We start from the raw sequence: 25,656 nt of genomic DNA on the forward strand, positions 1-25,656 counted from the left end.
CTTTCTTATAAGACCTGTACTGTCATGTAAAGTTTTTCCATAGCGTCTACTGGCTGAACCTGTACATTAAGTACAATAGAATCTTTATCATTTCCTGCTTCTACCACGACATCATCTGCAGAGAAATTCGTGATTGCTCCTGCTCCTTGCAATGAATTGAAATAGCTAATACGATCGGCTTTGAATAACTCTCTGCCGTCCTGATCTGCATTTACTTTTCCAATGAAATTATCTTCAAATGTTTTCTTTGAGTTATTAGCAATATCATCCAATACTCGAAGAATACGGTTCTTAGCAAAGTCTCGGCTTTTTTCGGTAGTGAATGAGCGTAAACTATTAATGTCTTGCTCAACAACAGCAGATCCTCGTTTTTCTGTAAATACGAATTCACCATTCTGCAGTGAAGTGATGATCTCCGAATTTAAGTACCGTTGTGTTACATCAGTAGCGCCATCATAAGCTTTGTAAGTTAGCGATGTCGCAACACCCGCTGCCGCCGAAGCTCCTGCTACCCATGCTGTTGCTTGTTCGGGAGAAATTAAGGTTCCATCTGACAGCACTACACCATTCTTAATGTTGATAACAGCCTCACTATTAGCCGCATAACCCGCAACTACTAATTGGCACTTTTTGCCCTCTTCATTTCTCATGCGATTGATAAAAGAAGCGCCCGCAGCCTTTGTAACTTCATCTTTGACTGGCAAAGCAATGGTATTAAAATCATATACTTGAATCTTGCTAAAGAAAGTCATATAGTCATTCGCCGTTGCTGCAGTATTAGATCCATTTTCTAAGACAATCGAGAAAGCAGTTAAATCTCCTTCGCCAGTGAAAGAAACTAACCGATTATTGATTAATTCTCCGATCGTCTTTACCGTCTGAGAATCAATCAATCGGCCCTCAAGATATGTCTCAACATCAAAAGCTCCAGTAATATTTACATTTTCTTTTGAAATAACACTGATGTCATTTCCCCTTGTTCCACCGTATAGTGCCGTAACTGATAACGATCCTTCGACAGCTGCTGCTTTTCCTCCGCTACCCACTCGATAAAGTAATACAGTTGCAGCTTGCTTCAATGCTTCTCGGAGCAGCAAAAGTTTTTCGTGTGTTAGGTCGTATCCAAATCTAGTCAGATCTGAACTAACATTAATTTCAATAACTTCGCCTTCTGGCCCAAAATCTAGAGCCAATGGCAAAGCCACTACTCCTGTAATTGAATCAGATGTCCCGACATTTCCATTGGAACGAACATTAACATATGCTCCTGGTCGTACTTTATTCTGTGTAGTCCATGTTCCACCTGCCATATTAATTTACAACTCCTTTTTTTATTTTATTTAAAGCCTGTTTAGCCTCAGCCACTGTGTATTTCTTATCTTCTAAGTAGCCGCTTAAAAAATCTCGATCAATTGGAGAAAAATCTGCTGAACGAATAACATCCTCTTTAGGAAACTTTTTTTCTTCACTGATTTCTTCATTCGCAATCTCTTCTCCAATACTCTCGACTGTTGCCTCTGTAATTGCTTTTTTAGGTCTTGCCACTTTTCAAACCTCCTTTTTGTTCAAATGAGTCTATTTTTGATGTTTCATTATCAAAAGCAACTCTATATCTGATTTTAAATGTAAAATTGAGCGTCCCAGATTCGATTTTAGCCTCTCTATTTAATAAACCAACAGATAAGCAGTCCAGACGATTAAACTCATCTAATAGCTTGCTACGCATTTTTTCGCACTGCTCTTTCACACCAGGATCATCTTTTGTTGTATCAGGAAACCACATCACACAATATAGATGTTTGCGATTCTCATATGACATCAATTCGCCCTTACTATCGGCCATGATTTCGTAGATATAAAAAGACGGCTCTTGGAATCCTTGTTCCTGATTTTCCCGGTAGATGACCGCATCAGGAACGATTCTAGAAAGTTCGTTTGCAATTGCTAACGTTACATCGATCATGAAAAACCAAATCCTCTCAAATATTCTTCATACGCCGGGCCAACGATTTTTGGTAATTGATCGAGAATTTCTTCCATCGTGATTTTCAAGAAGAACTGGCCTTCCACCCATCCAGAATGATCTGCTTTCCTATGACCGTTCTCAACATATGATGCATATTCCGTATTGTTTGAGATCGTAACAGCATATCCATCACCAGTACTTTCCACACCGTCAAGGATCCAATTCCTTCTCAATTCTCCACCTGTTCGTGCTGTGCTACCAGCTTCAAAAACAAGCAGCTTTCCATTTGAGACGAAAAATACAGAATTATCATATTTACCGACTGGCGTTTTCATTTTCACTTCTCGAATCATAATATTTCCTAGTTTATTCATGACATCGACAATAAACGTTTCTTCTTGCAAGTTCTTATGAAACTTATTAGCAAAAGCCAAAAACTCGTCATAAATGAAATCCGAACTCATGCTTTATCATCCCTTACAATTGAAATCTCTTGGTGTGTTCTGTAACTAGAAAAGCCTTCTGATGAGCGTTTATACTCTCTTACTACACCATAAAGATCAGTAATAGATATGCGACTCCCGGGTTCAATTTCCAGTAATGGGTCGCAGTACAAGGAAATTGAATAAGAGATACCTGCAAAATCTCCCTCACTAACTGGAGTAATCTGTTTTTTCGAGATGCGACAAGGTATATCTTTCAGACCATTTACAGCAACCCATTTAGATTTTGTTATAGTCCCTTCTTTGACCTGCTGGTTCTTTTTCACTGTCATTTTGGAATCATATTGTTTCTCAAATTCTTTTTTTGCAAAATCAAACATGGAATATTCACCTCAACCGTCTAAACTGATTCAGGATCCTGAAATAGCTTCTAGAAAATGAAGGCAACTGCATCATTTTTTGATACGCCTCTGCCTTAGTTTCTTTTGTGATTGAGAAATCCCCTTCGCTTAAAGACTTCATTTCAGCTTCTGCCGCTTTAAGAAAAAAATCTGTTTCATTGATAAGATCAATTGACATTAAAACTGTAGTGTTATCCAAAGCCACCGGCCAGTCTTCTATTTCGAAATGACAATAGTTCAGAATGTCTTGAATAGCTGTTTCAATTGCAAACAAAAAGACATCGTTTGAACCATCGTCATCGATGCCTTTCAGCTTCTTCAATTTTTTAAGAATTCGTTCTTTCAGCTCTTCCATACGATCACTTATCCTTCAGTTTGTGGCGTCGTTTCTTCTAAATCAGCACTGATTTTGTGACGCAAACAAACCAAACCAATTTTCTTGTCTTCGCGAACTTTCTTCCAATTTTTAGGTAAAGCTAGATCAGCATTTGTTGGCGTTAGCTCAGAAACTTGAGCATTTTCAAAAGCCAAGCCGAAAGGATGAATTACACGAGCACGACGAACATAAAGCATGTTATTTCCTTTTGCTTTATCACGATCAGGTTCATAAGTCACCATGTCTGCTGGTGTTGCAGTATTTCGACCAAAGGCACCTGTAGCATAAAGATAGGTTTCATAAATACCATCTGCATTTGGTAGTAATGCATCATCTTCTACAACACGCATACCGAGATACGTATCAAATCCAGACTTAGAGTCACTTGCGGGAATAAAATGTTTTGTTTGAGTATTTTGCTTTTCCAGTTCTGCTTTTACTTTAGAATGCATTGCAATCACTGATAACTTGCTTCGAGAAGTTCCTAAAATCGACCGTGCATCAATAACCATTTCAGGACAAATCACTGGATTTTTGGCCGTAGATTGATCTGATACGTGAGAATCTGCCAATGCCCCTTTGTTTTGTCCTGTTCCTTTTGCGAACAACGCTTTGATGATCGCTTGCAAAATTTCTTGGTCAGATTCGATCGTATATACACCAAAGTCACTTAAAATCTGAGTTGCAGGATTAGATCCAGCAGTGATTGCAGCAAGATCCGTATACGCTGCCCCCGTTCCACGGTAAAGCACTGGTGCTACTTGTTTAGCTGCACTGGTTTTACCAGTTTCTAGAGCTTTGTCTTCAGCTAAGACTTGATCAACTAACGCTGTCTTACTCCATTCGGGCATTGTAACTAGCAGCCCACCTGCTACGATCATTTGATCTAAAGTTGGTGTTGGTACTAAGATACCCGATTGAATGAACGCCGAGTGTTGCTCCGCGTACCAATTTGTATATTTTGTATACTGTTCTGGAGTAATAGTATCCAGAATTTTTGTAATTTCATTCGCCATTATTCATTTTCCTCACTTTCAATTTGTTGACGCAAGAAACCATCTACGTCACCTTTTTCCATAGCTTCGTCAAAAGAAGCGTAATTTGTTGCAGCCTGTCCTGCAGGTGGATTGTATCCTCCCGGTTTGGTGCCCATATCAAACAGATATGCATCAGACTTTTGTAGAGCTTCAATCTGTTCTTTTGCTCCAGATAATTCTCCTTCTTTAAAGACAATTTTTTCATCATCTAATAATGCAGCGACAGCTTTAGGATTTTTTACTTTCGATTCAACTAGTAAAGAGTTTAGCGCTGACTCTCGTTGAATTTTTACTAAATTATCGCTACTGGTTTTCTCTAAGTCTTTGTATTGTTTCTTCAGAGAATCAATTTGCCCTAGCAGTTCTTCGTTGTCTTTATTGTCTTTTTGTAACTTAGCAAGATCCTTATCACGACTAGACAATTGCCCTTTTAAATCTGTTTCTGACTGTTGTAATGTAGCGATCTGAGTGTTAAGTGATTGAACAGTTTGGCCATGTGCTGCCATCACCGCATCCATTTGCTCATCAGACAGTCCTATTTTTTTTAGCTCTTCTCTTTTCATATTGTTCATCCTTTCGAGATTTTACGGTGCAACGACACCGGTTGGATTTGGTAGTTTAACGACGTTCCGGTCGATTTTTGACAAAACAAAAAGCCTAGCAAGCTAGACTATAAAATACCTAAATCCTCAAGTTCCCAAACCTCTTCCAATTCGTCTTCATCCATAGAGAGCACTCCTTTTTTAGATACAAAAATAGCACTCAATCACAACTAAGTAATAGGGTGCTATTTTTTTAAGTCTTCTGCTAATTCTTTTAATCCAAGTTCTGCTTCACTAAGTTCTTCCGGAGACAAATCTGACTTTATTTCTTCGAACATTTTTAAGGCATCATTATAAGATTTCTGTTTCGAATACTCTAACCAATCCTCCATGCTTTTATCTGGATATAATCTTTTAAACTCTGGATATTCCATATAGGCATCAGTCATCATTTACCCTCCTAAAAGTAAACCCATACTGGTTTACGATTTCTTTTACTGCTTCTTCAGTTATTTTACCCCATAGCTCATCTTTTTGACCATACTTTTTAATATATTTTTGTATAGTCTTATCATATTTACCACCAATAAATAGCATTCTTGAAACTTTATTTGGATACTTTCCATTCCTATCTAATACATATTGATTACCATTGCTAGTTTGTAGAGCTAGAGCTTGTAAAGATTTATATTCAAACAACTTATCTATATCAGCTTTAGAAAATACAGAGTTTAGTGTTCCTGGATGATTATGACTTAATACTAATGAACCTTTCTCGCTATTCTTCAATGCCTCTATGGTTTTATTATTAAAGTCTATTCTATCCGGCTCTCCGGTTTGACTAGAAAGCAATTTCCCTGTCTTAGTATTTAACAATATGGACATTTCATTACCAGTCGTTTTACTGTAATCATTAATTTTTTGATTATAGTCATTCAAGGATTTCTCTCCTTTATCAGTAATACCTGGAATATATTTAATCCATTTAATTGGCTTAATATCCTCTTGTTTTTCTCTTAAGACTTCACCATTTGGTGTATCTTGCTTTATGACTGATTGATTCTTTTTCCACTCGTGGAATGTTTGATAGTTCTCAACATTCCCTTTACCAGTGATTGGATCTCTCTGCCATCTTGATGCACTTGACCATCCGAGGATGACCGGCACTCGAGTGCACCTGCAGTTTGGATGATCAGGGCAATCTGGAGCATCTGGATCACCTCGTTCAAAGTGTTGACCATCAAATCCGCCACATCGATCACAGGTATGAGCTTCAAGAGTAGCAAGCCATTCCCACTCCTTTACACCAGTTTCAGCCATTGCTTTATCATTGGCCACCTCAGCTAAGTGGGCCGATTCTGTTTGAACTAGAGTTGTCATTCTATTACGCAACACAGAATCGATTCCAAACATCATTTCTTTGACCGTACGATCCACGCCCCAGCCATGTAGGATTGATAAGGACATCGTTTTTGACAAGCGATCCGGAATGGTTTTTAGATGGGTTTTCCAAATTCTTCGTGAAAAGTTATTTCCTTTCCACGGTTTGGATATGGCCACTTGCAATGCATAGCTACTATACCGACTAAAGTCCAAAGAAAAAGCACCCTGATCGGTCAGCTCATAGATCTGACGAAGATAGCTATCATTAAGCGATTCTTTTAGATATGATTGCATCGCTGCTTCTTGATTGTTCGCCATCTCGGCAAGTTCAAAGTAAAGCTGTCGTTGAAGCTGATCCAAACGACTGACTCTTGATTTGAAATACTCATGATTTAACTCTTGCTCATAGCCGCCCGATATTGCTTTTTGCCGAAATTGTTCCAATGTCATCGACCAGGTCTTTTGTTCTTTCTTGGACAAGATCTGTTGCGCTTCTTTAGATGAAATTTGATTGTTATCGGCATATCGGTCGATCCATTCCTTTATCTCTTTGTAAATTGACTTTGATAAACGCTTATATTCTTTTTGCATCTGTCGGATGTACTCTTGGTCCCTTCGATCACGATCAATCGAAATCTGCAGGTAACGCTTTTGCCAATATCTCATTTAGATCATTCCTCCGGTCGATAATCATCCTCTCCTCGAAATTCTTTTTCACGCTCCTGTTTTAGATTTGCGACCTCTGTCTCCCAATTTTCAACAATCGGGTTAGCTTTGGCAAGATTCTCTTCGCTCGTCACAGGAGCAAGTTTGCTGACAATGTCCGCTTGTTCAAGGTCATTGTTGATAGCAGAGCGTGTCCATGTCTGTTTGATTGTAATGTTCGCATCTTTGCCAGAATATTCTAGAATGAAACGGACCAATTCAGCGAATCCTAAGCGGAATTCTGTTTCTAACATTGAAGCTTTAAGCTCTAATAATGAGTACATATATTTTAAAGCAGCGCCACTGTTGTTCTGGCCAATATTTTTCTGAGGATCCACACCTTGGCCGTGGACAAATATACTATCTCGTGTCATTTCCAAAATCTTTGATCGTGCTTCAATTGGAATATCAATAGCGAGTGTCTCAACTCCTCCTTTAGCCCCTTGTCCATCATCTTCGACCTTAACCATTTTATATTTCTTTAAATCACTCAGGAATTCCTTTTTATCTTCCCCGCCGTAATTGGTCAACACATAAATGATTTCTTGAATATCATCAACATCATTAACAAATCCCGAAAAGACTTTGTCGTAAACATCAATAAGGGCTTTGTACATCTCCAAATCTGGCTGTTGTAGAGGATTATTTCTCAAAGGAATGAATGGTAGCCTTGACCATCCGTGTTTATAGGTATTTGTTGCGCCAGCAGGTTGATTCGTTGCAACATCTATGAGATTAAACACCTCATATTCCTCTAGATTATCGAGTGTCTTGCTTTTTTTCCGAGAATAAACACTGCATTCTTCATTATTCCAATACTCATAAACTAGTAAAACATCTCCAGAATCATCATAATCCTCATATACTCTCAAAATCCCCTCTAATTGATTAGTTAATCGCTTGGAGTAAATCGGTATGATTTGCTTCGAATCAATGACAGCATATCGAAAGAAATTCTGATTTTCTTCATCTCTCCACACATGTATCCACGCAATTCCTGCATTACTAGCATTGATGCATAGGTCTTTAGCCACTTTAGGATAGACATCACCTAAGAGTTTTACAATCTCTTGATTCAATGTCTTATCATCAACATCAAACAGTGGCGGTACAGTCATAGCATATGCTGCTTTTTGATTGACCAGCAACTGATGAAAGGAATGACTAATACGATTGTCTGCATTCCTCAAGGGATTGTCGGGATCCTTATCCTTAATTCTATCCGCTAAAGGATTTCTCCTACGTAAGATGTCGTTTTTATTTTCATAATAGAGTTCTGATTTTCTTATTTTTCGAATTTTACTGGGAAAACCTTTCAGATTCTCACTAATGATTTTCTTGACTGTTTCAATGTCCAAATCGCAACACCTCCTACTTCATAATTTTTATTTTGGCTGGTTTCTTCATTTCTTCTTCACGAGAGTAACGAACCGCATCAATCGAGTGGTTATTTTTATCTGGATAAGACCCTTTAAGATTTCCGTTAGTGTCTCGTTCCAGCTCATAAGTTGAAAATTCTCGCTTAGTATTTGGACAACGATATGGATCGATGATAATTTCTTCCAGATCTTGCAGCCACTTAATCCCATGTTCGATAGAACCAGGTCCTTTTTTAGCTCCTTTTATCTTCAATCCTAAATCTTTGAATTCATTATTTGTTCTAGGTTCAGCACTATCTGCTATAACAATTTCGTTATCAGGATTTAGTTTTCTAATTGCTGAAACTGCCTTAAGGTTAGACAATCCCACTTTATGAACCTCTCCGAATATATAAAGCTTACTCCGCGTCTTGTCGAAATGATTTTTCGTGTAGTGCATCGGATCCCCAGCGTAACCGTGGTCGATACCGTGCGATATTTTATCAAAGCTTGCAACTTCTTCATCGGTGATTTTACGGACAGTGATATTCTTAAATACTTCTGCACCTGTACCAGTCACCTCACCTAAATACTCATGCTTGTATTTGTCCTCATTCGTCTTCTTAAGGTGTTCTGCCTCTTGGATGAACAATTCCCCTAACCATTCTTTTGGAACAGTCCTGTAATCGCTGTGATGGACAAAAACCTCATCACGAACTTGTTGCTGTTGAATTTCTAGATTTGTCCAGTTAGTGTTACTTTCCGGCGGATTGAAAGAATAGAAGATGGTGATACCTGCACCACCACGGCCAAGAGATTGATTGATCGTTCTAATTTCAGCCATCGAATTAAATTCATCAACTTCCTCATACCATATGAATTTTGCATAACCCCTACGGAATTTTGATGCCTTTACCTTTTTAGGCTTTTCTGCACCTTTGAATATAATCCGTTGCCCTGTCTTAATTTTAGTTATTCGTAATGGCTTTACTGATGCATGATATTCGTCAGTTAAGCCAAGGATGTCAATTGCCCAGAGCATTTGTTCATAAACTGACTCTCGAAGCGTTTCAGCTACTTTCCGTAAAACAACAGCATTTGCATTTGTATCCTTTTCAATGCCGAGAATAATTTCAACTGAAATAGCGGATGATTTTGTAGATCCACGACCACCTTTCAACCAATAGGAAGAATGCAATCCGTCTTTTACGGCTTTGTGAAATGAATAAAATGAAGGAGCCAAGACATCAGTGAGTTTTACATTTTTTTGTGTTACCACTTTAGCCATGCCGATCACCCAATATCGTCGATGATGTTGATAACAGTTCCGCCATCATTTTCATCGCCATCCTTATTGATCAATGCTCTGGTTGTTTGAGCTTTCGTGTGATCGATTTGTACGTCCATCAGCCTACTGCGCTTATCATTCATCGTTAGATCAGCAAGCTGCTTAACTGCACGCTGCAATTGAGCGCTCACTCGTGTTAAGGCATCTTCAATGGCCAAGATATCTTCAATTTTCCTGAACGATTTTTCTTTCCTCTCCGTCAAGACTAATTCTGGAACATCAACCTGAACTTTTCGTCCGAATTTCTTCGATTCGACAAGCGTCTTACGCCCTCGCAGCTCTAAAAGCTGTTCGGTTTCTTTCTCTGTTAGTCCGGCTTGCACATCAGCAATACGCTTCATCATTCTTCGCTGCCTTATTTTTAACAGCCGGACCTCTTCTGACATAACAAAAAAAGGATCATCATTCAAATTCGAATAAAGATCCTTCTCTTCTTCAGTTAGATAGTCCGCAAATATGGTTTCATATTCCCCTGTTTTCAGTGCATTTTTATTGCCTGATGGCGGAGATGCCTGTTTGTTCCCTTTGTTTCCTTTGGCATTTTGATTTCCTGGCGGTGCGCCACCTCGATTGGTAACGTTACTTTTCGCATTGGTAACATTACCTTTCAATTCTTCTGACCATTTATCCTGCGATTTCCATTTTCTAATCTGAGAATCAGAAACGCCAAGTTCCTCAGCAATATCCTTCAAAAGCTTTTTGCCATTAGATTTCAGCCAAATTCCTCTTGCTTGATCCCTCCTTGGATCTCGTTGCCTAGCCATTCATACACACCACCTCACGATCACTCTTAATTGAGTTTTGTTTTAACTTTATTTGAATCATGTTGGATCTTACGATACATAATTTCTATTCTTGATTTGTTGTATCTACTAACATCACATTTGCTCTTCCGCTAAATATTTGATTTACTGCATTCACAATATAATTAAACCCAACAGCCACAGGTACTTTCGAATGAAAATATACAACCCAAACTTTCTGAGAATTTGAAGCCGCTGACTTAGTGAAATATACCTGCTGATTAGAATTGGTCAAAGTGAAATGAACTAAACCGTTCCAATCTGTTGCTGAAAAAGGAATGTTGTCCAATTTTTCTATTACAGCCGCATAGGTACTCGTTTTTATGACATTTTGTGTACTATGATTTTCTAAGACATCTTTCAATTTTTCGATGAGTGCATCAGCGGCGCCTTCATCTTTGACATTCCCCATCGCTTTTTCAAAATCCAAAACCTTAAAAATAGGATTATCAGGTTCAGAGGAATAATCAATTCTTGATATCATGTCTTTTAGTTGCTGTTTAAGTTCAGCACTTCCAGCGATATCGTTAGTGTAAAAAATAGTTCTCTCTGTGATAATATCAAAAGGCAATCTTGTTCCTTGTTCACAAATTAAAATAGTATGTTTTCTCATTGTATAGCGTACGCCAAGTTCATACATAACATTTGGATTTAAACCTGTTAAGTTACAAATTGCTAATTTATCTTTGTAAATATGTTGTATAACTTGATCGTTAATTGATCCAGTTTCACTAATCCTGTGCGCAACAATTGGTGTCATCTCAAACTCTTTCAAGACCGGCTCAATAACCTCATTAGTGATACCATCAGCGAATCTTCTCTCTCTTCCGTCCTGAGCCCCTATAGGTGTAATGATAAAGCAATTATTGTTTTCAATGGTCTTTTCACTTGATTGATTATTTTCATCTGCCAAATTTATCACTCCATTATCTAATTATTTGCTTTTATCATATCAACAAATACACTAAAAAGACAGCACTAGCGAATTTCGAAATGAGATGATCCACCTCTTTCAAAAAATTGTGCTGTCTTTCGTATCCGTCAAAGAAGTAAAGCGATGAGGGATTAGCCCCCTTTCGGTATTTGGATTAGTGTGAGTAGTCCAACAACCGTCTCTCCGTTTCTTCTACGCTATTACTATAACCCGTTTAAATCAAGAAATATACACAGGCTTTGAGGTCGCATTTTGTGACAATATCAAAACAAGCTTAATTGATCTTGGTCTGCTGAATAATAATCAATTTCTTCTTGCTTCTTCAAGCGTTCCTCTCGCCGTGCCTCATACTCATCAACAAATGACAATGTCTTTCGAATCTCAGTATGCCGCTTTCTGATATAAGATACGCTGTAGCCTGTAGCATCTGCTATATCATAAACATCCATGTCGTCAATATATTTTAATTTTACAATCTGATTGTCTGCTCCGCTGAAAGAATCGATTAATTCCATCAGTTCAATTTTTTCTTTTTCAAGCAGCTCTAATTCATTCTCTATAATCCTGATGTTTTCTTCCAACGATGATGATCTTGAATTTTTTTCAAGGCGCACGTTTGCTAAATCACCGTTGACCCATCGATCTAATTCCAACCTACTCTTGTTAAGATTCCATTTCATGAAGAGTATTTGTTCTTCTAAGTCTTGGTAGTTTTTAAGCCATTGAAATCTCACAAACGCCACCCCTTTATGGTAAAATAGTCTTGTCACAGGTCACTTACCCAAAAGGTAGTGGCTTTTTTATTTTCCTTCTCTATCGTCCATCTTCTTTCCAACAATTACTGCAACGACCATTATCACTACGAATCCTGTGAACACTAAAACTGCAACTGTCATAATCATCCCCCACTTTCCATCGCATCTCGCACCAGCGGATCATTGATAATAACCTTGTACTTCATCTGCTCATGCTGCAGTTGTTCTTGTAGCTTCACGATTTGTTTTGCTTGGGACAAAATCACATATGCAGAAATCCAAGATGATACTGCGATTAATCCCAAGAATGCAAAGATTACAAATTTATTTTTCATAATCATATTCTTTCTCCTATTTCGTCGGATAGCTGACTAACCAAATAATGACAGCTGACCGTTTGGCTCAAAATTGCACCAAAGTGTTTCCAGCCTACTTTGACCGGCTTCTGCATTCGCTTGAAATTGTACTTTGTACCATGAACTTAATATGTCATCGTACATTTCACATTGATACCCGCTTAATATCGCTTTGCATTTAAAATCAGATGAAAGGAAATCCAACAGCTGTTCATGTTGTTTATCTTCAAACTCCGTTTGATAAAGCCTGCCTTTTCTGGTCGCCATCACATACGGTGGATCGATATAGGCAAATACAGTTTTGCGATTGTATCTTTGAAGTAATTCAATTGCATCTTGATTTTCTATTTGCACTTGTTTAAGCCGTTCTGCGACTTCAAGTATCCGCCCTGGTATTTCATTCCATTCATGAATCTTGCCGCCTATCTTGTCGATATTACTTCTCCATCCAGTTTTATGTTTCTGTATCCCACCAATAGATTGCCAGCTTTGGATTAAAAATGTCCTGGCATCTTCTATACTATCGCCCACAATCTGTCCGCTCAACTGGTGCTCCAATCTGCTATGAGGTGTTAAATAGACAGCCTTTGCTAACTCCTTAGGATTATCTCTGCACACTTTAAAAAAATTATAAACACGTTGGTCCAAGTCATTTATTGTCTCTACTACGGACAGCGATTTGTTAAATAAGACAGCTCCACTGCCGAAAAAGGGTTCCACATAAGTCGTATGCTCTGGAATCATATCGACAATTAAGTCCGCCATGCGCCATTTACTTCCGGGATAATTTAATATTCTTTTCACCTCATACGAGCCTCCTTGCTATATCGTGTATCACTGGCACAGTAACTGAGTTGCCTGCTTGCTTATATAGTTGGCTATCGGAATTAACTTCTTTTGCACGATCGAATGCCCAATCTGGGAATCCTTGCAGCCGCCAACATTCTCTAGGTGTTAGTTTTCGAATCTGAAATTCTTCTGTAACTACAGCTTGCTTTTTTCCTGTTAGTAAAGTATTGGCAATACCCTTACCAACTCGCCCCCGTCTTGTTTCAGAATTTGGATGGCTGATATTGATTGAATCTCCTGGCAGGGCTTGTGCGTAACCTTGTGCAGTTGCTTCTTTTATTAAAATTGCGGCATCATGGTTCTGCGACTTAAGTGATCTGCTTAGTCCAGGCAGCACACCACGACTAAACCTTTCGGAATCATTCGTATAAAGACCTCCGACAACCATGACACCATGACGATCCTGAGCCGTTAGCGTGAACATTTCTTCACCGTCTTCTTTGAATCGTCTGCCATTCTGCCGTTTTTCAGTACGATCAGGCGTTAATACTGGGATAGCTATCTGCTTAGGTCCTTTATAGTCTGTGGCTGTCAAAGCACCCACTAAGCCCTTAGAGCTATAAACCACTTCTCTTTGTCCCAGCGAAGATTGATATTTTCTTTTTGTTGACCCTACAATATTTATTCTTCCAGATTCTTTATCAATGCCTCCACTTTCTCTTTCGAAAGGAAATACTTGCTCGGTACGTTCTCCTCTAAGATGTCCGACAACGAAAACTCGCTCCCTGTTTTGCGGAACGTAGTCTTTAGAGTTATGCACTTCCCATTCCGCATCATACCCGAGTTCATCCAAGGCTCGGAGGATCGTCTCGAACGTAGCCCCTCCTTCGTGATTGAGGAGTCCTTTGACGTTCTCAAGGAATAAATAGCGTGGTCTGAGAATAGATGCGAACCTTGCAATCTCAAAGAAGAGAGTTCCTCTAGTATCCTCGAAACCTTGCCGCTTTCCAGCGATGCTAAAAGCCTGGCACGGAAATCCTCCACAGATAATGTCGATATCTCCGATTCCTCGAATAAACTCATCTGAAACTGATGTGATGTCATGCATCTCCACCTCTCCTTCTGTATTATGAATAGCTTTGTAACTCGCTCTCGCAAACTTATCTATTTCACAAAAGCCGACACATTCATGACCGGCTTGTTCCATTCCAAGACGGAAACCGCCAATACCTGCGAACAGATCTAAAAATTTCATTTTCCGTCTCCTTTCTAGTTGGTTATTTTGGTGGATTACTGACTCTCAATCTTTTCAAAAAGTATCGAATAATCATCGATCTTTAAAGATTTTGCAATATCCTCAACAGTCCGCAATTGAATTCCGGCTCTTTTCTTTCTCGCTTCTTCGTGAGTTTTTCTCAAAGCTACTTTCTTAGCTTTTAAGTGCCAGTCAACGTTTGTCCAAAATACTTCGAGAATGTCCATTTGCCCACTCCTTCGTTTCTTTACGAACAGCAGCACCATCTTTATTGCAGACCGGACAGTTGATTGCTACTGCCCGGTCAAACATATCTTTTCCCCAAATAATCCTTTCGCCTTTACATCGATTGCATGTCATGGGATCACCTACTTAATCTGGTTACTTTCCAACAAGTGAAGGTACAATAATCCAACATCGATCAATTTCTCATTCATGATTTGAGCCACTTCGCTAGGCTTAAACCCTTTGCCGAAGAGATCTTTTGCTTGGTTGATCCTGCCGATGCTCCAGTAGAATTTTGCGTCTTCTAAGATAATTATTTTGTCATCTTCAAAAGTCAATAAGGATCTTCCTCTCCATCATCTTCCGGCGGTTCGTTCCCATAAGGATCGGATTGTCCTAGTAAATCACCGTCAGCTTCTTCGTCAATTCCGGAAATGTCTTCATTGGCATCTGACTCCAATTCTGAGATGTTTTCTTCTGTTTCCGATTCGTTATTCGCCTCATCAGAAATATCCTCGCTAGCTTCTTCTGAAACGTCAGAATCATCGGTTTCAGGTTCTTTTTCCAAAAAGATTACTTCATTACGCTTTTTATCCCATGCAGCAGCATACGGTGCATAATATTCACGTGCTTTTTCAAGCTCGTTGAGCAATGTGATTGCTGACATTTCGTAGTCTTCTGCCACATCTTCTGCTGGCTCGCCGTCTTCAAGTCGAATGAGCACACTTCGTGGATTAATATTTCCCGGAAATTCAAGAGAACTTGCAGCAAGAATAAATTCATCAACGATATCTTTTGTGACTTCAAACGGACGGTTTTCAATATCGATATTTCCTTGATCGTCAACTTCCAGTTGTGTTTGCTCTTTTTTAACAAAGTTGATTGACCCGTCGTTGTTTACAACGTATTCTTGTGTTGGTGCATTGGTGCTTTTGTCAAAAGGCACTGTGTACCGATAGTATTGAGGGATAATTTGAATCGTGACAGCTTTGTTGGTAAGCTGCGTTAATTCTTCAACTTTCCCTTTCAACTCACTGATCGGAACCTCAAGTAAGATTTTCTTTTTATCATCGTTTCCTAAACCTTTGTCGCGTACTGTTGCGTTAAATTCTAATGTCATTTATTTTTCCTCCTCAAAATAGTGTTTCTTGTATTGAATCTACTTCCTGAATACGAATCTCAATTCTAGGATTCTTGGAATAGTACTTGCTGACGAACAGATCGACAACTTGGCCATCATCTTTCCAAAGAATTCCTTTGCATGCATCAAGCGGTCCTTTTGCGTAGTTATCTGCATCGGGCTTTGTTCTGGGTCTTAGAGATTTCGCTTCAGCCTGTTCAAGCTTCTTTTTGCTGAAACTCTTCAACGAGCCTTTATAGACATCAATTTTCACGAACAAATCTCCTTCTAACGGAGTAGTAGGTTTCACTCTCGATGCATAAGCAGCCACTAACTTTTTATACGCTGCTGATTTTGGCGGGTCATACGCACGAACGAACGGCTTCGTAGTGAATTTAGGTCGCCCTTGCGGCACTGGTTCCCCGGGAACTGTAAAAAATATTTCCATTTGCTCAATCCTTCCCTGTCCTATTAAGTTCTTTATTTATCCCTCTTAAATAATCGTCAAAAGTAAGTCTTACCCACTTGCCGGTTTCATAAACGCTTGGATACAAGCGGAAAATAAAGAATGGTCTTAAATAATAGACAAAACGTTTTTTTGCTTCTGCTTCTGGGAGTTGATTTACGTTCTCAGCTTTTAATCCCTCCCTAGCGAAGTTTAAACTGATTAAATTCTCTTGATCAGTTGTGGCTGAAATTAGTCGTTCTACTATACCTAAATAGTTCATAGTTCCCTCCGTTTTCAGAATGGCAGATCATCTTTTGCACTTTGCATCAGCTCGGCTTCTTTTCTAGCGTTATAGCCTTCTGGATCATCTAACCATTCGGGAACAGGTTCAGATCGTGTCGGCTTCTTCCAAATACCCTTTCGTTGTTTGAATTCTGCATCAATGTTTTCAACATCGGTTACTGTCTTAACACCACGGCTGTCCCAGTTTTTCAAAATGTTCTCAGTGTATTTGAAGTTATTAGCTGATTTAGATCGCTTCAAAGCTTCTATGACCAATTCTGGTGATAGATCTTCACACCACTGTTCTAAATTCTGAAAAACAAATGAATTTATCATCCCGAAAATTGATTCATAGATTTGAACGATTTCTTGCAAAGGTGAACTTTCATCATGTATGTTATTATTCTTTTCATTCTTATAATTCTTATCATTCTTGTTTGTGTTCACTTGTTGTTCACTTGTTGTGCGGTTGATGTTCATTTGTTGTTCACTACCTTGATATTCATCCCAATTATTTATTGATATGACGCTGTATTTCGTAGTTGATTTGATGTTCAACATTTGCTCACTTTCGAATTTCTTAAGCCATCTCCATACAGAAGCGCTGTTCACTTGATGTTCACGTTTGGCTCCTTTGTTCATCTCAAACGTTATCGCGTCGCGCCCTGTGACGAATTCACCGCTGTTCAGCCACATTTCTTTTCCGTTGAAAAGAAACTTTCTCCGTTCATGAGAGGCCTTCATTAAACAAAGAGACCATAGCTTATACATGTTAGGGTTAGTCCATACGAATGAATCCATCACTTTTCTGTAAAGTTTTATATAGCCATGGTTCATTCTTTCCCACCACCTAAGCTATATAAACAGGAACGCCAGCAAGTTTTTGCGTTTCCTCTTTAAATTTTTGTTCATGACTATTTGCATCTGATAGATGAAGTAGCCAAACTTCTTGTAGTCGATCGCTTTTGTTTGACTTGATAAAATCGAGTGTCCGATCAAAATCGAAGTGACTTTCAAGCAGCCGTTCCTTGCGTTTGATATCGAAACCACGATTCATTTTCTGATCAACGATTTCTTTTGAATAATTTGCTTCAATCATCATATGAGTAACATTTGGAAAGAGATACTTCACATAATAGGAATCCGTGACGAAGACTAATCTATCTCCAGCTGTGTTATCGATCAGAAAGCCGCAAGGTTCAGCAACATCATGTTTGGTCTCGAATGGTGTCACATACCAAGTGCCAATTTTTTGAGTTTCTTTGTATAGGAGTGGTTTAAAGCGATAGGAGTCATATTGCTTAAGTTTGAGTTTTTCATCGGCAAACATAGCTTGAGTCGTTCCCTCTGTAGCGAAAACTGAAACGCTAGTTCCACCGATTAATTTCTTTATATACATGCAATGATCTCGATGTTCATGCGTGATAAGCGCCCCTGCTACCTTTGAAAAATCATGTCCCATTTGTTGTTGCAAATGCTGGAATGGGACACCGCACTCGATGATCAGCTGAGAATGGCCATCGTCAATTAGATAGCCATTCCCCTTACTTCCTGACCCAAATACTTTAATAGAAATCAATACGGATCATCCTCTCCGAGGTCGAAATTGGTTTGCTCCGATTCCTCCGTGAATTGACCTTCATGAATCTGGCCGTCTTCAGTTACATTTTTCGGACGATCATCTTTTTCAACAGTTTTAGGATCTAAGATTTCCGTATTCGCATTTTGATCGATTTCCTCGATAATTTCTGCTTCCTTGCGTTGTAGTTGACGTGCTTGGAAATCATCTTCGACAGATTCAACAATCGACTGAACGTATGCGTTGGAGAAATCCTTTGGAATCTTTTTAACAATTCTATTTCTCATTTTTCGGACAATCATTGACTCTCTACTTTGTGGCTCTTTCCAAGCTGGACTTATTTTCCCGAGTTCTTGCATCTCACTACTGTTTAGAATTTCATCAAGCGAATGCACTTCAGCAAATTCTTTAATTTTTTCTTTTTTCTCAACCTTTTTGTTATCCCACATCAAGTTGTTATACATGTGAGCTAATAAATTAGCCTTGACGTCTTCGCGTTCGGAAATAAAAAATTCTACTTGCCCATCGTTGTACTCAATCGGATAAACAACGCGGATAACGTTCCCTTCGCCTTTGGGTGTCCAAGTTGGTGGTGTCACTTCAAGACCCGCGTATCCCGGATAAGTAAATCCATCATTCTCCCTCACTTCCCAATGACGATGTACTTTTTTAATGCTCCGGCCAAATCGAGAAAGAATAGCATCATTTCCATCACCCTCGATCCCCATCTCAACGATTTGGATTTCCGTTCCGTTTTTATTTTTTTGTTTGCGTTTTATGAAATACACTTCACGAGGAGTGGCTGTTGCATTCAACTGCAGTGCCGCTACATGTATCAAAGTTTGAGTCAAGTTACTTTGATCAATGTCCCCAACACTGATACCTTCTTTTACGAGCATTTCGTTGATTGCCGAGATTGAATTGATAACACAGGTACGCTGATACTCGGTCATATGGATACCATTACCATGTAACTGACTTTCAATCTGCGGCATATACGTGTCGTTTATTTTTGCTAGCTGTGATTTGTATACTTTTGCTGGTGTGTTTTGATTTGTCATTTTTTATACTCCTATCAAGCTTACTTTTTTTTCATCACATCAATAATTGGCAACTCTTTTTCTCCCCAAATCATGCGGTAATCATCAAATCTCGTGCGAACATAAATGCGATTTTGTTGATCCATCAAGTGAGATAGATTTAGATAATCTAGTTTCTCTTCGACTTCTTCATAAATATTCTCTGTAGATTCAAAAGTGCCAATTAGCACTTTTTCATTGTTGATCTTGCCGTATACAAAAACTTCGTTCATTCCGATACCTCGACTTTCAGATTTTTATTTTTTGTTACACGTAACTCAATAATTTGCGAATTGATTGGATGTAGGTCGTTTACTGATTCGGTATTATCCACAAATGCCGGAACGCTCAACCCAAATTCTTTGCTTAAGGTGTTGATGATGTCCAAGTCGCAATTAATCCGGGCGCCAGTATTCAAACTTGTTCCATACTCGATACCGTTGTATGTCGCCTCGCAAACTTCTTCAAGACCGCCATTTTTCAGAATGTTAAACAATTTGAATTTGACCAATTCGAATTTGCTGTTGATGGACTCTTCAAGATAGCTAACTTTTTTGCGAGTAAACTCGTCCAAAAGAAACATGTTCTTTTCAATCTCTTGGTTTTGTGCCTTCAACAAACGATCCTCTTCTTTGAGTTCATCGATGCGATTTTCGTAATCCGATAGACTAGATAAACGTTGGAATTTTGCTTGTGCTTCAGCAATCAGCACTCGCTTTTTTTTGATCTGTTGTTTGATTTCTTGCTCTTCAGCAACCGTATCAGAAGTGGCATTTGTAATCTTTTGCTGCACGACTTTGATTTGATCTTGAATTTTTTGATAATCCTTTGTTTCTTCAAATTTTTGAGTGGAGCTTTCAATGAATACGAGTTCCTCATTGATTTTTTTCAATGTTTCTTCTGCTTCAGATAAACTCTTTTCTAAACGAATGTATTCTTTTTCATGATCAGCAATTACGTCTTTGTAAGCGAGCAATTTTTCTTTGGCAGCTTTCCCCTCAGCGATGTTGGATTCCATGTCCTTTGCTTTCTGTTGGTTAAATCTCGAAACCATTCCTTCGATTTGATCGGCCGGTAGTTCCTGAGCGCACGTAGGACATACTTTTTGATGATCATCAAAAGCAGTTTCTTTTAAGATGCGATATTTATTGCGATGCTCAGTTAGAAATTGATCTAAATCATAGAACTGCTTGATTGCCCTATCTTTCTTAATTTCTTCTTCGTCCCTAAGCGAACAAATTTCATTCACGATTCGTCGTTGTTTATTCAGATCATCTTGTAAAGATCGTGTCTCCATATTGGTACTCGATAGATAAGCGGATTGAGCATTTGCTAACTTAACTTTTAATTTGGCTAGTTCTTCATGGCAATCAAGCGTTGCATTGCCAGCGGCTATTGCATTCAGTTTATTTTGTAGGTCAGATACATCTGCTTCATATTCAAAAACTTGCTCCTGAATCTCATCAGCAGTTTGGTCCCCGATGTCAGCTTTTGCTTTAGCGAACATATCTGTGACCTCTTGAATGCGAGCTGGCAATCCATCAATTTGCCGCTTCACTTCTTTTTTCTGAGAAGCAAGGATTTTGCGATAGTCATCGATCGTATGCTCTTTGATGACCTTTTCGATAGCTTTCAATGCAGGATCCTTAGCGATGATCTCTTCATCACTTAAGCCAGTCATGTTGACCAAGATCTCGCGACGATTTTTCCAGTTCATCTTCATAAAGAATGTAGAATCAAAAAGAATCTGAAGTATATTTTCAGCACTGATTTTTTCAAAATATGCTTTCCATTCTTTTTCCAAGGTCGGCACACCATCAATCGTGTATTTGGTTGTGTCACTACCTCGAACCTTTTCAAGTTGCCCGCGAGGTGTATTCCACTTTTCTTCTTGAACTCGTTTTATCGTGACCACGGTGCCGTTAATAGCAAGCTCCGCTTCCACAGTCGGTTCTAATCCCAGCTTTTCCTCGTTGTTTCCGTCCAAAGGTTTAGGGTTTAATTTTGCACCTCGAGTGTCTTTACCAAAAAGCAACCAAAGTAATGCATCAGCCAGTGTTGTTTTTCCTGATCCGTTCTGACCACTTACCGTGGCGTTTTTACCTAACGGTTCGAAATCAAATGAATCCAGACCTTTGAAGTGTTTAAGAGATAAACGATTTAACATGATTTTTTTCATATAAGATCACCTCGAAAGAATGCTGCGAGTTTCTCAGAAAGATCATTTGAATCTGTTGGTGACTCTTTTTCGAGTTTTTCTTGATCGTTTTCTTTCAGTTGTTTTAACTTGGCTTTACAGTCCGGGCAGTCGCAAAGATTCAAGTTTTCTTCCAATTGGTCAAGTTGATTAAAGATAGCCAGTTCAACCTGAGTATTTGAACCCACCTGAGATAATGATGCTAAGCCGTTATCATCAAAAGCACATAATGATAAAGTGACGTTGTTCGCACGACATTCCAATGCTAGTGCCATAATCAAATTTTGAATTTTTTCGTTCATATGTTACACTCTCCTTGAATAATGGTTTAAGTTTGGCTTACACTAGCGGTAACTGGTGTAGGCTCTTTTTGTCGTTTCTTCATTTCTTGATCTCCTTGAGACGTCTGCCACATTTAGTGCAGTAGGGACCTTTCCACGGCTCACATTTTTTCAATTCAGTAGCATTTATAAGCGTCTTTCTATTGCAACTCTTGCATTGGAACTGATGAAGCTGCTCTTCTATCAGCATTTTGTATCCCCCTTTCTTAACCGTCTTATATAAGCTATTTCGTCATACTTTATTAGCCACCACATGATTGACACTGGTAATGTTACGACTGCCCAATATGACAATTGACGGTGGTTACCGAACCAAACGCCTAGGAAAAATATAGTGATGATGAATGCTGATCTTCGTAAACTTTTCAAAAAATCACCTCCAATCTATTTGACGATTCAATCGGCATTGATAAAGTAACTCTTGGTATCTTTTGAGATCTCTGAGTAACTGTTCTCGTTGAGAATCGCTCAGTAAGCTTTTGCGGTCGTGTAGCTGATCGTTTAAGATAAGAACTTTATCCTTGGCCAAGGTGTAAATCAGCAGCTCTTGTTGTAGTGTATATCTCATCTAGAACCTCCCAAATACTTACCGAGTTCCTCATCAATAAACTTGATAAGTCCCTTAGCGTTAAACAACCAGCGATCACTCTGAGAATTCGGATAGTAAACGAAACCGCCATTTTCTATATTTAATTTCTTTACTAATTGAGGATTGTTCAAGATGTTATCCTTTAACCATTTACTTGATCGATTGCTTCGTTCAGCAAAATCTCTCATAGTAAAGATTTTTCCAGCAAACTCGTTGTCTTCCAATTCTTTCAAACGAGTCTTGTTTATCAGTATCATTTCTTCTGGTATAGGAATTTTTATTGACAATTCTGCTTCTAACTGCTGCATATTTAATCCCTCCTATCAAATTCCATATGCTTGAATCAGTTTAGAGATAATGATGTTCGATTTGGGATTAGTTCGAGACCCTGTGACAGCTTGATAGACTTCTACTTTATTAACTTGAATTAAATCTGCCATCGTTTGATAGGAAAGTTTTTCTTTCTCCTTAAAATCCATGATTTTTTTTCTTAAATCAGTTGTATCAGGCATTTTTATAACCTCCTTTTTTAGTATGTGTAAGCAAATTCGTTAGCGTATAGTTAAAAAAGCTTGACTTTTTGGTAATATTTTATAAAATGAAGTCATAGCTAAATAAGCACAACAAAGCCTATTTTTTCGTTGGGGAACGGTCATTAGGTCTTTTTAGTTGCAACTATTTTGCTAACAAACTTGCTTACGAGATTACTATAATAAAATTTTATAATATTGTCAACTCATTTTTGGTAATATTTTATTATATAATCTTAAGCGTCATGGAGGATGCTTTTATGACAGTATTTGAAAGAGTAAAAAAATTATGCCAAGAACGTGGAATCACTTTACAAACTTTAGCTGAAAAAACAAATATGAGTATTAATTCTTTATACAAGTGGAAAACAAGTAAACCTTCAATCGATAAGCTTGAAGCTGTTGCTGATTTTTTTGATGTATCTACAGATTATCTTTTAGGTAGAGACGATAATAAGAAATATTACGATCTGACTGATAAAGATGAAAGAGACATACAAAAAGAATTAGAAAATATGATTAAAGATCTTTCAAATGGCGGAGCATTAGCATTTTCAAAAGATGGAGGTGAAATGAGCGAAGTAACGAGAGAAGCATTGATTATCTCACTTGAAAATTCTCTCAGAATAGCAAAAATAGAAGCCAAGAAAAAATTTACGCCAAATAAATATCGAGACTAAGTGAGGTAATTGTTTATGGAACTGCCAGACATTAACAAAAAAATCAACAACTTAGTTCGAATTCATGAAACTCGTAATCCATTTCGAATTGCTAAAGAAAGAGGTATACTTGTAATTTTTGAAGATTTAGGCGAAATCTACGGGTATTATAGCAAGCATAGTAGAATACAGATCATTCATATTAATAACAGACTTTCTGATGATTACAAACTCGCTACATGTGCGCATGAATTAGGACATTCAATTTGTCATCCCAATGAAAACACGCCGTTTCTATCAAAAACAACTATAGTCTCAGAACTAAAAATTGAAAAGGAAGCGAACTATTTCGCCACAAAACTCATCATCGATGGCACACACAATGACATTGGTTTAATTAGTAAGTTCGATATATTAGACTACTACGGATTACCAGAAAGCTTTGAAAGATTTGTGTAATTATTTGTCGTTAATATAAGAATCGAGGTTAAGACCGTGAAGTTTTTTAAAAACTTAAATAACAAAGTAGATGATAATATAATTGAAACTTATGATAGCAATAAGAGAAACTTATTTGAGAAATCAGTGGAAAATAATTTAACAGGAAGAGAATTGGAGAAGAGCGGTAAAATCGATGAAGCGATTGAATTATATGAAAGAAATGTATCTGATAGATTTGAAGGAAATTATCCTTACGATCGTTTAGCAATTATATACCGTAAAAGAAGAGACTACGATAATGAAATAAGGGTGCTAAGAACTGCTGTGGAAGTATTCGAAAATAACCAATCGATGAGAAAGGATATTTCTCCTAAAATAGATAGATTCAAAAAAAGATTAGATACTGCTAATAAGTTGAAACAAAAATAAAAAACGCACTTCACCGACCAAAGTTAGTGTGCGTTTTCCCAAAAAAAGGCAGAGCTTATTTTGTTATGCCTATTGTATCAGAGAAAGCGAGTTGATTCAATCATGGCTAGGTTTATAAAAAGAGGGAATTCCTGGCAATACGAGATCTCATTTAAAGATGAGGATGGAAAATATAAGAAGCTTAGAAAAAGCGGCTTTCCCAAAAAAGCAGATGCTGTTGCAGCAGCTGCAGATATTGAATCAAAATTAGCGAAAGGTCTACGTGTTACTACTAAAGATGTCTTGTTATACGATCACTTCGAGCAATGGATGAACGTATATAAAAAAGGAAAAGTATCAAATGTCACTTTCAGAAAATACGAAAACACCCTGATGAATATCCAGAAGTATTTTCCAAACGATACTTTAAAAAGTCTAACAAGAACATCCTATCAAGCAAAATTAAATGATTTTGCTTTAAAACACGCAGATGCTTCAGTAGAGAGATTTAACATTCAAATAAGATCTAGCCTCAGAAATGCAGTTGACGAAGGTGTTATCCCCTATGATTTCACCCAGAGGGCAGTCATAAAAGGACATGCCCCTTCAGTAAAAGAAAAAGACAAATTTCTAAATTATCAAGAGTTTGAAGATCTTATGAATCTAGCTTCCCAGAGGTTGGATCCACGTTTTGCTTCTAGATTTATGTTGGTTATTGCAGGCGCAACCGGACTACGCTTTGCAGAGTTATTGGGCCTAACATGGGATCGTGTTGATCTTGACCATGGAGTTATCACAGTCGATCGTACGTGGGATTATATGGACACTAAAGAATTTGCTCCGACTAAGAACGAGCAATCAAATCGTAAGGTCCCAATAGATAAAAAGACTGTCCGCATCATGAAAGGTTTTAAGAGTTCCCAGAAACAGCTCTTTACTGGTTTAGGTGTCAATCCAAAGTTTGATTTTGTTTTCTACAATGCAAAAGAAGGTCTAATCTCGAATAATGCAGTAAACAAGAAATTGAAAGAATTACTCCGCCAATTAAAAATTGACACACCATTGACTATACATGGATTAAGGCACACCCATGCTTCAGTATTGATTTACAAAGGTATAAATATAATGGCAGTATCGAAACATCTTGGCCATAAAAATTTGGCAGTCACTATGGAGACATACAGTCACGCTATAAAAGAATTAGAAGAACGAGAAGACGAAAAAATAAAGCAAGTATTTGATGGTTTATACAAAGATAAATAGCATTTGGCACATCATTGGCACAAAAAAGCCCTAGAACCTTGATA

36 protein-coding genes are annotated in these 25,656 nt (G+C 38.1%); 4 read left to right on the forward strand and 32 right to left on the reverse strand.

Going from position 1 to position 25,656, the window contains the following annotated elements:
* Positions 1-5: 5 nt before the first annotated feature.
* The 32 genes from CXM95_RS15760 to CXM95_RS15915 all read right to left on the reverse strand — a co-directional run bounded on the left by CXM95_RS15760 (position 6) and on the right by CXM95_RS15915 (position 22,823).
* Positions 6-1,310, reverse strand: a complete 1,305-nt coding sequence (locus tag CXM95_RS15760) for a phage tail sheath family protein (RefSeq protein ID WP_101699392.1) — start codon at positions 1,308-1,310, stop codon at positions 6-8.
* Between the two features lies 1 nt (position 1,311).
* Positions 1,312-1,545, reverse strand: a complete 234-nt coding sequence (locus tag CXM95_RS15765; RefSeq protein ID WP_101699393.1) for a hypothetical protein — start codon at positions 1,543-1,545, stop codon at positions 1,312-1,314.
* Positions 1,532-1,963 carry a phage tail terminator family protein gene (locus CXM95_RS15770; protein ID WP_101699394.1) on the reverse strand — a complete coding sequence of 144 codons (432 nt, stop codon included), beginning with the start codon at positions 1,961-1,963 and terminating at the stop codon, positions 1,532-1,534. Before CXM95_RS15770 ends, CXM95_RS15765 begins: the two co-directional genes overlap by 14 nt.
* Positions 1,960-2,430: an HK97 gp10 family phage protein gene (locus tag CXM95_RS15775; RefSeq protein ID WP_101699395.1), complete on the reverse strand. Its 471-nt coding sequence runs from the start codon at positions 2,428-2,430 to the stop codon at positions 1,960-1,962. The genes CXM95_RS15770 and CXM95_RS15775 overlap by 4 nt, the downstream gene beginning before the upstream one ends.
* Positions 2,427-2,789, reverse strand: coding sequence for a hypothetical protein (locus CXM95_RS15780; protein WP_101699396.1), 363 nt, complete (start codon positions 2,787-2,789; stop codon positions 2,427-2,429). Before CXM95_RS15780 ends, CXM95_RS15775 begins: the two co-directional genes overlap by 4 nt.
* A gap of 7 nt (positions 2,790-2,796) precedes the next feature.
* On the reverse strand, positions 2,797-3,165 hold the full coding sequence (locus CXM95_RS15785) for a hypothetical protein (protein WP_101699397.1): 369 nt from the start codon (positions 3,163-3,165) through the stop codon (positions 2,797-2,799).
* An 8-nt stretch (positions 3,166-3,173) separates the two neighbouring features.
* Positions 3,174-4,202 carry a head protein gene (locus tag CXM95_RS15790; RefSeq protein ID WP_101699398.1) on the reverse strand — a complete coding sequence of 343 codons (1,029 nt, stop codon included), beginning with the start codon at positions 4,200-4,202 and terminating at the stop codon, positions 3,174-3,176.
* Complete coding sequence (locus tag CXM95_RS15795; RefSeq protein ID WP_101699399.1) at positions 4,202-4,786, reverse strand: phage scaffolding protein; 585 nt, start codon at positions 4,784-4,786, stop codon at positions 4,202-4,204. The genes CXM95_RS15790 and CXM95_RS15795 overlap by 1 nt, the downstream gene beginning before the upstream one ends.
* 224 nt (positions 4,787-5,010) lie before the next feature.
* Complete coding sequence (locus CXM95_RS15800) at positions 5,011-5,214, reverse strand: hypothetical protein (RefSeq protein WP_101699400.1); 204 nt, start codon at positions 5,212-5,214, stop codon at positions 5,011-5,013.
* Complete coding sequence (locus CXM95_RS15805) at positions 5,207-6,814, reverse strand: minor capsid protein (protein ID WP_101699401.1); 1,608 nt, start codon at positions 6,812-6,814, stop codon at positions 5,207-5,209. The genes CXM95_RS15800 and CXM95_RS15805 overlap by 8 nt, the downstream gene beginning before the upstream one ends.
* Positions 6,815-6,819: 5 nt before the next feature.
* On the reverse strand, positions 6,820-8,211 hold the full coding sequence (locus CXM95_RS15810) for a phage portal protein (RefSeq protein ID WP_101699402.1): 1,392 nt from the start codon (positions 8,209-8,211) through the stop codon (positions 6,820-6,822).
* Between the two features lie 13 nt (positions 8,212-8,224).
* A complete protein-coding gene (locus CXM95_RS15815; protein ID WP_101699403.1) occupies positions 8,225-9,499 on the reverse strand; it encodes a PBSX family phage terminase large subunit in 1,275 nt (424 codons plus the stop codon).
* A gap of 5 nt (positions 9,500-9,504) precedes the next feature.
* Entirely contained in the window at positions 9,505-10,323 is an 819-nt protein-coding gene (gene terS / locus CXM95_RS15820) for a phage terminase small subunit (RefSeq protein WP_101699404.1), read from the reverse strand.
* Positions 10,324-10,408: 85 nt separating this feature from the next.
* The gene (locus CXM95_RS15825; RefSeq protein ID WP_101699405.1) at positions 10,409-11,275 is read right to left on the reverse strand and encodes a hypothetical protein; all 867 of its coding nucleotides are present in this window, start codon (positions 11,273-11,275) and stop codon (positions 10,409-10,411) included.
* A 284-nt stretch (positions 11,276-11,559) separates the two neighbouring features.
* Positions 11,560-12,030 (reverse strand): hypothetical protein, encoded by a 471-nt coding sequence (locus CXM95_RS15830; RefSeq protein ID WP_101699406.1) that lies wholly within the window; start codon positions 12,028-12,030, stop codon positions 11,560-11,562.
* Between the two features lie 164 nt (positions 12,031-12,194).
* Entirely contained in the window at positions 12,195-12,386 is a 192-nt protein-coding gene (locus CXM95_RS15835; protein WP_101699602.1) for a hypothetical protein, read from the reverse strand.
* A gap of 36 nt (positions 12,387-12,422) precedes the next feature.
* A complete protein-coding gene (locus CXM95_RS15840; protein WP_101698890.1) occupies positions 12,423-13,211 on the reverse strand; it encodes a DNA adenine methylase in 789 nt (262 codons plus the stop codon).
* A 1-nt stretch (position 13,212) separates the two neighbouring features.
* Entirely contained in the window at positions 13,213-14,451 is a 1,239-nt protein-coding gene (gene dcm / locus CXM95_RS15845; protein WP_101699407.1) for a DNA (cytosine-5-)-methyltransferase, read from the reverse strand.
* A gap of 35 nt (positions 14,452-14,486) precedes the next feature.
* On the reverse strand, positions 14,487-14,678 hold the full coding sequence (locus tag CXM95_RS15850; RefSeq protein WP_101699408.1) for a hypothetical protein: 192 nt from the start codon (positions 14,676-14,678) through the stop codon (positions 14,487-14,489).
* A 141-nt stretch (positions 14,679-14,819) separates the two neighbouring features.
* Entirely contained in the window at positions 14,820-15,014 is a 195-nt protein-coding gene (locus CXM95_RS15855; protein WP_101699409.1) for a hypothetical protein, read from the reverse strand.
* Positions 15,011-15,796: a hypothetical protein gene (locus CXM95_RS15860; protein WP_101699410.1), complete on the reverse strand. Its 786-nt coding sequence runs from the start codon at positions 15,794-15,796 to the stop codon at positions 15,011-15,013. Before CXM95_RS15860 ends, CXM95_RS15855 begins: the two co-directional genes overlap by 4 nt.
* A 13-nt stretch (positions 15,797-15,809) precedes the next feature.
* Positions 15,810-16,244, reverse strand: a complete 435-nt coding sequence (locus CXM95_RS15865) for a RusA family crossover junction endodeoxyribonuclease (protein WP_101699411.1) — start codon at positions 16,242-16,244, stop codon at positions 15,810-15,812.
* Between the two features lie 4 nt (positions 16,245-16,248).
* A complete protein-coding gene (locus CXM95_RS15870) occupies positions 16,249-16,524 on the reverse strand; it encodes a hypothetical protein (protein ID WP_101699412.1) in 276 nt (91 codons plus the stop codon).
* 14 nt (positions 16,525-16,538) lie between these two features.
* Positions 16,539-17,363 carry a DnaD domain-containing protein gene (locus CXM95_RS15875; RefSeq protein WP_101699413.1) on the reverse strand — a complete coding sequence of 275 codons (825 nt, stop codon included), beginning with the start codon at positions 17,361-17,363 and terminating at the stop codon, positions 16,539-16,541.
* Between the two features lie 13 nt (positions 17,364-17,376).
* The gene (locus CXM95_RS15880; RefSeq protein ID WP_101699414.1) at positions 17,377-18,105 is read right to left on the reverse strand and encodes an MBL fold metallo-hydrolase; all 729 of its coding nucleotides are present in this window, start codon (positions 18,103-18,105) and stop codon (positions 17,377-17,379) included.
* Positions 18,102-19,166 (reverse strand): hypothetical protein, encoded by a 1,065-nt coding sequence (locus tag CXM95_RS15885; protein WP_101699415.1) that lies wholly within the window; start codon positions 19,164-19,166, stop codon positions 18,102-18,104. The genes CXM95_RS15880 and CXM95_RS15885 overlap by 4 nt, the downstream gene beginning before the upstream one ends.
* A gap of 20 nt (positions 19,167-19,186) precedes the next feature.
* Complete coding sequence (locus CXM95_RS15890; protein ID WP_101699416.1) at positions 19,187-19,417, reverse strand: hypothetical protein; 231 nt, start codon at positions 19,415-19,417, stop codon at positions 19,187-19,189.
* A complete protein-coding gene (locus CXM95_RS15895; protein WP_101699417.1) occupies positions 19,414-21,363 on the reverse strand; it encodes an ATP-binding protein in 1,950 nt (649 codons plus the stop codon). Before CXM95_RS15895 ends, CXM95_RS15890 begins: the two co-directional genes overlap by 4 nt.
* Complete coding sequence (locus CXM95_RS15900) at positions 21,360-21,683, reverse strand: hypothetical protein (protein ID WP_101699418.1); 324 nt, start codon at positions 21,681-21,683, stop codon at positions 21,360-21,362. Before CXM95_RS15900 ends, CXM95_RS15895 begins: the two co-directional genes overlap by 4 nt.
* 412 nt (positions 21,684-22,095) lie before the next feature.
* The gene (locus tag CXM95_RS15905; protein WP_101699419.1) at positions 22,096-22,290 is read right to left on the reverse strand and encodes a hypothetical protein; all 195 of its coding nucleotides are present in this window, start codon (positions 22,288-22,290) and stop codon (positions 22,096-22,098) included.
* Positions 22,287-22,619 (reverse strand): DUF771 domain-containing protein, encoded by a 333-nt coding sequence (locus CXM95_RS15910; protein WP_101699420.1) that lies wholly within the window; start codon positions 22,617-22,619, stop codon positions 22,287-22,289. The genes CXM95_RS15905 and CXM95_RS15910 overlap by 4 nt, the downstream gene beginning before the upstream one ends.
* Positions 22,620-22,634: 15 nt before the next feature.
* Complete coding sequence (locus tag CXM95_RS15915; protein WP_101699421.1) at positions 22,635-22,823, reverse strand: hypothetical protein; 189 nt, start codon at positions 22,821-22,823, stop codon at positions 22,635-22,637.
* Positions 22,824-23,101: 278 nt separating this feature from the next.
* Here CXM95_RS15915 and CXM95_RS15920 point away from each other — a divergent pair, with 278 nt between their 5' ends.
* The 4 genes from CXM95_RS15920 (at position 23,102) to CXM95_RS15935 (ending at position 25,612) form a co-directional block, all read left to right on the forward strand.
* Positions 23,102-23,521 (forward strand): helix-turn-helix domain-containing protein, encoded by a 420-nt coding sequence (locus CXM95_RS15920; protein WP_101699422.1) that lies wholly within the window; start codon positions 23,102-23,104, stop codon positions 23,519-23,521.
* A 15-nt stretch (positions 23,522-23,536) separates the two neighbouring features.
* Positions 23,537-23,959: an ImmA/IrrE family metallo-endopeptidase gene (locus CXM95_RS15925; RefSeq protein ID WP_101699423.1), complete on the forward strand. Its 423-nt coding sequence runs from the start codon at positions 23,537-23,539 to the stop codon at positions 23,957-23,959.
* A 36-nt stretch (positions 23,960-23,995) separates the two neighbouring features.
* Positions 23,996-24,370, forward strand: a complete 375-nt coding sequence (locus CXM95_RS15930) for a hypothetical protein (protein WP_199559929.1) — start codon at positions 23,996-23,998, stop codon at positions 24,368-24,370.
* 102 nt (positions 24,371-24,472) lie between these two features.
* Entirely contained in the window at positions 24,473-25,612 is a 1,140-nt protein-coding gene (locus CXM95_RS15935; RefSeq protein ID WP_101699424.1) for a tyrosine-type recombinase/integrase, read from the forward strand.
* Positions 25,613-25,656: the final 44 nt, after the last annotated feature.

Origin of the sequence: Enterococcus sp. CR-Ec1 (assembly GCF_002850555.1) — a bacterium.
GTDB lineage: Bacteria > Bacillota > Bacilli > Lactobacillales > Enterococcaceae > Enterococcus_D > Enterococcus_D entomosocium.

Coding starts and splice junctions, on each gene's coding strand:
- CXM95_RS15865 (WP_101699411.1), bottom strand. CDS start 16,244: ATGGAAATATTTTTTACAGTTCCCGGGGAACCAGTGCCGCAAGGGCGA.
- CXM95_RS15795 (WP_101699399.1), bottom strand. CDS start 4,786: ATGAAAAGAGAAGAGCTAAAAAAAATAGGACTGTCTGATGAGCAAATG.
- CXM95_RS15935 (WP_101699424.1), top strand. CDS start 24,473: ATGGCTAGGTTTATAAAAAGAGGGAATTCCTGGCAATACGAGATCTCA.
- CXM95_RS15835 (WP_101699602.1), bottom strand. CDS start 12,386: ATGAAAAATAAATTTGTAATCTTTGCATTCTTGGGATTAATCGCAGTA.
- CXM95_RS15785 (WP_101699397.1), bottom strand. CDS start 3,165: ATGGAAGAGCTGAAAGAACGAATTCTTAAAAAATTGAAGAAGCTGAAA.
- CXM95_RS15900 (WP_101699418.1), bottom strand. CDS start 21,683: ATGAACGAAAAAATTCAAAATTTGATTATGGCACTAGCATTGGAATGT.
- CXM95_RS15770 (WP_101699394.1), bottom strand. CDS start 1,963: ATGATCGATGTAACGTTAGCAATTGCAAACGAACTTTCTAGAATCGTT.
- CXM95_RS15760 (WP_101699392.1), bottom strand. CDS start 1,310: ATGGCAGGTGGAACATGGACTACACAGAATAAAGTACGACCAGGAGCA.
- CXM95_RS15800 (WP_101699400.1), bottom strand. CDS start 5,214: ATGACTGATGCCTATATGGAATATCCAGAGTTTAAAAGATTATATCCA.
- CXM95_RS15920 (WP_101699422.1), top strand. CDS start 23,102: ATGACAGTATTTGAAAGAGTAAAAAAATTATGCCAAGAACGTGGAATC.
- CXM95_RS15885 (WP_101699415.1), bottom strand. CDS start 19,166: ATGACAAATCAAAACACACCAGCAAAAGTATACAAATCACAGCTAGCA.
- CXM95_RS15805 (WP_101699401.1), bottom strand. CDS start 6,814: ATGAGATATTGGCAAAAGCGTTACCTGCAGATTTCGATTGATCGTGAT.
- CXM95_RS15895 (WP_101699417.1), bottom strand. CDS start 21,363: ATGAAAAAAATCATGTTAAATCGTTTATCTCTTAAACACTTCAAAGGT.
- CXM95_RS15910 (WP_101699420.1), bottom strand. CDS start 22,619: ATGCAGCAGTTAGAAGCAGAATTGTCAATAAAAATTCCTATACCAGAA.
- CXM95_RS15815 (WP_101699403.1), bottom strand. CDS start 9,499: ATGGCTAAAGTGGTAACACAAAAAAATGTAAAACTCACTGATGTCTTG.
- CXM95_RS15780 (WP_101699396.1), bottom strand. CDS start 2,789: ATGTTTGATTTTGCAAAAAAAGAATTTGAGAAACAATATGATTCCAAA.
- terS (WP_101699404.1), bottom strand. CDS start 10,323: ATGGCTAGGCAACGAGATCCAAGGAGGGATCAAGCAAGAGGAATTTGG.
- CXM95_RS15875 (WP_101699413.1), bottom strand. CDS start 17,363: ATGAACCATGGCTATATAAAACTTTACAGAAAAGTGATGGATTCATTC.
- CXM95_RS15915 (WP_101699421.1), bottom strand. CDS start 22,823: ATGCCTGATACAACTGATTTAAGAAAAAAAATCATGGATTTTAAGGAG.
- CXM95_RS15775 (WP_101699395.1), bottom strand. CDS start 2,430: ATGAGTTCGGATTTCATTTATGACGAGTTTTTGGCTTTTGCTAATAAG.
- CXM95_RS15890 (WP_101699416.1), bottom strand. CDS start 19,417: ATGAACGAAGTTTTTGTATACGGCAAGATCAACAATGAAAAAGTGCTA.
- CXM95_RS15905 (WP_101699419.1), bottom strand. CDS start 22,290: ATGAGATATACACTACAACAAGAGCTGCTGATTTACACCTTGGCCAAG.
- CXM95_RS15790 (WP_101699398.1), bottom strand. CDS start 4,202: ATGGCGAATGAAATTACAAAAATTCTGGATACTATTACTCCAGAACAG.
- CXM95_RS15860 (WP_101699410.1), bottom strand. CDS start 15,796: ATGACATTAGAATTTAACGCAACAGTACGCGACAAAGGTTTAGGAAAC.
- CXM95_RS15870 (WP_101699412.1), bottom strand. CDS start 16,524: ATGAACTATTTAGGTATAGTAGAACGACTAATTTCAGCCACAACTGAT.
- CXM95_RS15925 (WP_101699423.1), top strand. CDS start 23,537: ATGGAACTGCCAGACATTAACAAAAAAATCAACAACTTAGTTCGAATT.
- dcm (WP_101699407.1), bottom strand. CDS start 14,451: ATGAAATTTTTAGATCTGTTCGCAGGTATTGGCGGTTTCCGTCTTGGA.
- CXM95_RS15850 (WP_101699408.1), bottom strand. CDS start 14,678: ATGGACATTCTCGAAGTATTTTGGACAAACGTTGACTGGCACTTAAAA.